The sequence below is a fragment of the Jatrophihabitans sp. genome, assembly GCF_051960575.1.
GTDB lineage: Bacteria > Actinomycetota > Actinomycetes > Mycobacteriales > Jatrophihabitantaceae > JBQCEE01.
Genome location: NZ_JBQCEE010000228.1, coordinates 1 through 3320, shown reverse-complemented (window position 1 = coordinate 3320; position 3320 = coordinate 1). Strand labels below are relative to the sequence as shown.

Annotated in this window: 3 protein-coding genes; all 3 read left to right on the top strand. The window is 74.9% G+C overall.

The features are described from left to right. On the top strand, window positions 1-1123 hold a 1123-nt coding region (locus ACTHMS_RS12610; RefSeq protein ID WP_440307016.1), incomplete at its 5' end, for an FtsW/RodA/SpoVE family cell cycle protein. Continuing rightward, the gene (gene murG / locus ACTHMS_RS12605; protein ID WP_440307015.1) at window positions 1120-2241 is read left to right on the top strand and encodes an undecaprenyldiphospho-muramoylpentapeptide beta-N-acetylglucosaminyltransferase; all 1122 of its coding nucleotides are present in this window, start codon (window positions 1120-1122) and stop codon (window positions 2239-2241) included. The genes ACTHMS_RS12610 and murG, both read left to right, overlap by 4 nt. Continuing rightward, window positions 2238-3320 (top strand): UDP-N-acetylmuramate--L-alanine ligase (locus tag ACTHMS_RS12600; protein WP_440307014.1); only part of this gene is annotated, 1083 nt, incomplete at its 3' end. The genes murG and ACTHMS_RS12600, both read left to right, overlap by 4 nt.

The following is a 3320-nucleotide window of genomic DNA, read 5'->3' as shown; positions in this document are numbered from 1 at the left end:
CGTGTACGGCGCCCGCCGCTGGATCGACCTCGGCCCGCTGCAGCTGCAGCCCTCGGAGTTCGCCAAGGTCGCCATGCTGCTCTGGGGCGCCGACCTGCTCGCGCGCAAGCAGCAGCTCGGCACGCTGACCCGGGCCCGGCACCTGTTCGTGCCGCTGCTGCCGGGCTTCGCGTTCGTCGCCGGGCTGGTCATGCTCGAGCCCGATCTCGGCACCACCTGCTGCTACATGCTGATCCTGCTCGGCCTGCTGTGGATGATCGGCATGCCGCTGCGCTACTTCACGTCCGTGCTGCTGCTCGTCGCCGGCGCGGTGTCGCTGATGGCGGTCACGGCGTCCTACCGGTTCCAGCGCCTCACCTCGTTCCTCGACCCGTTCAAGGACGCGAAGGGCAGCGGCTACCACGCCGTCGAGGGCATCTACGCGCTGTCGTCCGGCGGCATCTTCGGCGTCGGGCTCGGGCAGGGCACCAGCAAGTACGGCTGGGTGCCGAACGCGAACTCCGACTACGTGTTCGCGATCGTGGGGGAGGAGCTCGGCCTGCTCGGCTGCCTCGCCGTGCTCGGGCTGTTCGGCCTGCTCGCCTACGCGGGCATGCGCGTCGCGCGCCGCAACGCCGACCCGTTCGCCCGGCTGGTCGCCGGCGCGGCGACGGTGTGGCTCTGCGGTCAGGCCGTCATCAACGTCGGGTACGTGACGGCGCTGCTGCCGGTCACCGGCATCCCGCTGCCGTTCATCTCCGCCGGTGGCACGTCGCTGCTGGTCACCTTCTTCGTGCTCGGCATGCTCGTGTCGTTCGCGCGTCACGAGGCGCCGGCCGTCGCCGCGGCCCGTCGTGCCGAGCGGCTCGGGCGGCGCACGCGGCTCGAGCGGTGGGCCCGCATCCCGGTGCCGGTGGCGTACACGCCGCCGAAGCGCCGGTCGGGTGCCGCCGCCGCGCCGGGTGTCGTGCGCAGCCTCGGCCCGCGTCCGGCGGCCGGGCGGGCGCACGCCGCGCACCCGGCGGCGCCGGCCCATCCCGCGCGGGCGGCCGCCCGCCCGGTGCGATCGGCGGCGACGCCCTCCCGTCCGGCCGGCCCGCTTCGTCCGACCGGCACCGAGACTCGGGGGAGCCGGCCGCGGTGACCAGCTACTCCGTCGTCGTCGCCGGCGGCGGCACGGCCGGTCACATCGAGCCGGCGATGAACCTCGCCGACGCCGTGCGCCGTCTCGACCCCGACGTGCGGGTGACCGCGCTGGGCACCGAGAAGGGGCTCGACACCGCGCTCATCCCGGCGCGTGGGTACCCGCTCGAACTGGTGCCGCCGGTGCCGCTGCCACGCCGGGTGAACCGCGCGCTCGTGGCCACGCCAGGTCGGGTGCGCGTCGCCGTCGACGCCGCGGCGCGGGTGCTCGAGCGCACGGAGGCCGACGTCGTCGTCGGCTTCGGCGGCTACGTCGCCGTGCCGGCCTACCTCGCCGCGCGCCGGCAGCGCGTGCCGATCGTGGTGCACGAGGCGAACGCGAAGCCCGGGCTGGCCAACCGCATGGCCGCCCGCATGACACCACACGTCTACACCGCGTCGCCGCGCGCGCGCCTGCCGCACGCCGAGCTGATCGGCATGCCCCTGCGGCCGGCGATCGCCGGCCTCGACCGGGCCGCGCTCCGGGCCGAGGGGCGTGAGCGGTTCGGGCTGCGTCCGGACGCCCCGACGCTGCTCGTCTTCGGCGGCTCGCAGGGCGCCCAGTCGATCAACCGGGCGATGTCGGGTGCGGCCGAGGCGCTGCGGGAGGCCGGCGTCCAGGTGCTGCACGTCATCGGCCCGAAGAACACGCTCGACATGCCGGCCGGCGAGCCGCCGTACGTGGTCGTGCCGTTCGTCGAGCAGATGGAGTACGCGTACGCGGCCGCCGACTTCGCGCTGTGCCGCTGCGGCGCCATGACGTGCGCGGAGCTCTCGGCGGTCGGACTGCCCGCCGCCTACGTCCCGTACCCGGTCGGCAACGGCGAGCAGCGGTTCAACGCGCTGCCGATCGTGCAGGCCGGCGGGGGTCTGCTGGTCGCCGACGGTGACCTCACGCCGTCCTGGATCGTCGAGCAGGTCGTGCCCCGGCTGACCGATGCGGCCACCCGCGAGCGCATGTCCGCGGCGGCCGAGCAGGCCGGCGCGCGCGACGGCGACGTCGTGCTGGCCCGGCACGTGCTCGAGGTCGCGGCGGCGCACCATGGCTTGCAAGGACGCGGTTCAGGAGGACGCCGATGACGCCCACCGCCGACCACGCGGGCGACCGCCCCGACGACTGGGCCGCGCCGGGTGCGGCCCTCGTGCGCAGCGCCGCCACCGACGTCGTGCCGCCGCTCGCCGAGCTCGGACGCGTGCACATCATGGGCATCGCCGGCTCGGGCATGAGCGCGCTCGCCCGCATCCTGCTCGAGCGCGGGCTGGCCGTGAGCGGCTGCGAGGCCCGCGAGTCGATCACCGTGCAGGGGTTGCGCGCGCTCGGCGCCGAGGTGCTCATCGGGCACTCGCCGAGCCACCTCGACGACGCCGACACCTTCGTCTACACGACCGCGATCAACCCGAAGCACGAGGAGTTCGTGGCGGCACGGGCGAGCGGCAAGCCGGTGCTGCGGCGCGCGGCGGCGCTGGCCGCGGCCCTCGAGGACAAGCGCTGCGTGGCCGTGTCAGGCACGCACGGCAAGACGTCGACGACCTCCCTGCTCACCGTGGCGGCACAGGCGTGCGGTGTCGATCCCTCCTTCGCCATCGGTGGCAACCTCTACGAGACCGGCAAGAACGCCCACCTCGGTACCGGCGACCTCGCCATCGTCGAGGCCGACGAGAGCGACGGCTCGTTCCTGCTCACCCGGCCCGCGCTGGCCGTCGTCACCAACGTCGAGGCCGACCACCTCGAGAACCACGGCGACCTCGAGGGCATCTTCCGGGCCTTCGAGCTGTTCGTCGACCGCATCGACCCGGCCGGCCTGCTGCTGTGCTGCGCCGACGACGCGGGCGCGCGGCGGATCGCCGACTACGGCCGGTCGATCGGCCGGCGGGTCGTCACCTACGGCGAGTCGGCCGACGCCGACGTGCGGGTGAGCGACATCGACACCCGCGCCGACGGCGTCACCTTCACCGTGACGCGGCCGGGTCAGGCGCCGCTGCCGGTGACCGTCGGCTCGCTCATCGGCCGGCACATGGCGCTCACCGCCACGGCGGCGCTCGTGCTCGCGGCCGACCTCGGCCTGGACGTCGACGCCGCGGCGGCCTCGTGGGCGGGCTTCGGCGGCGTCCACCGCCGCTTCGAACCGCACGGCGAGGGCGGGGGAGTGCGCGTGTAC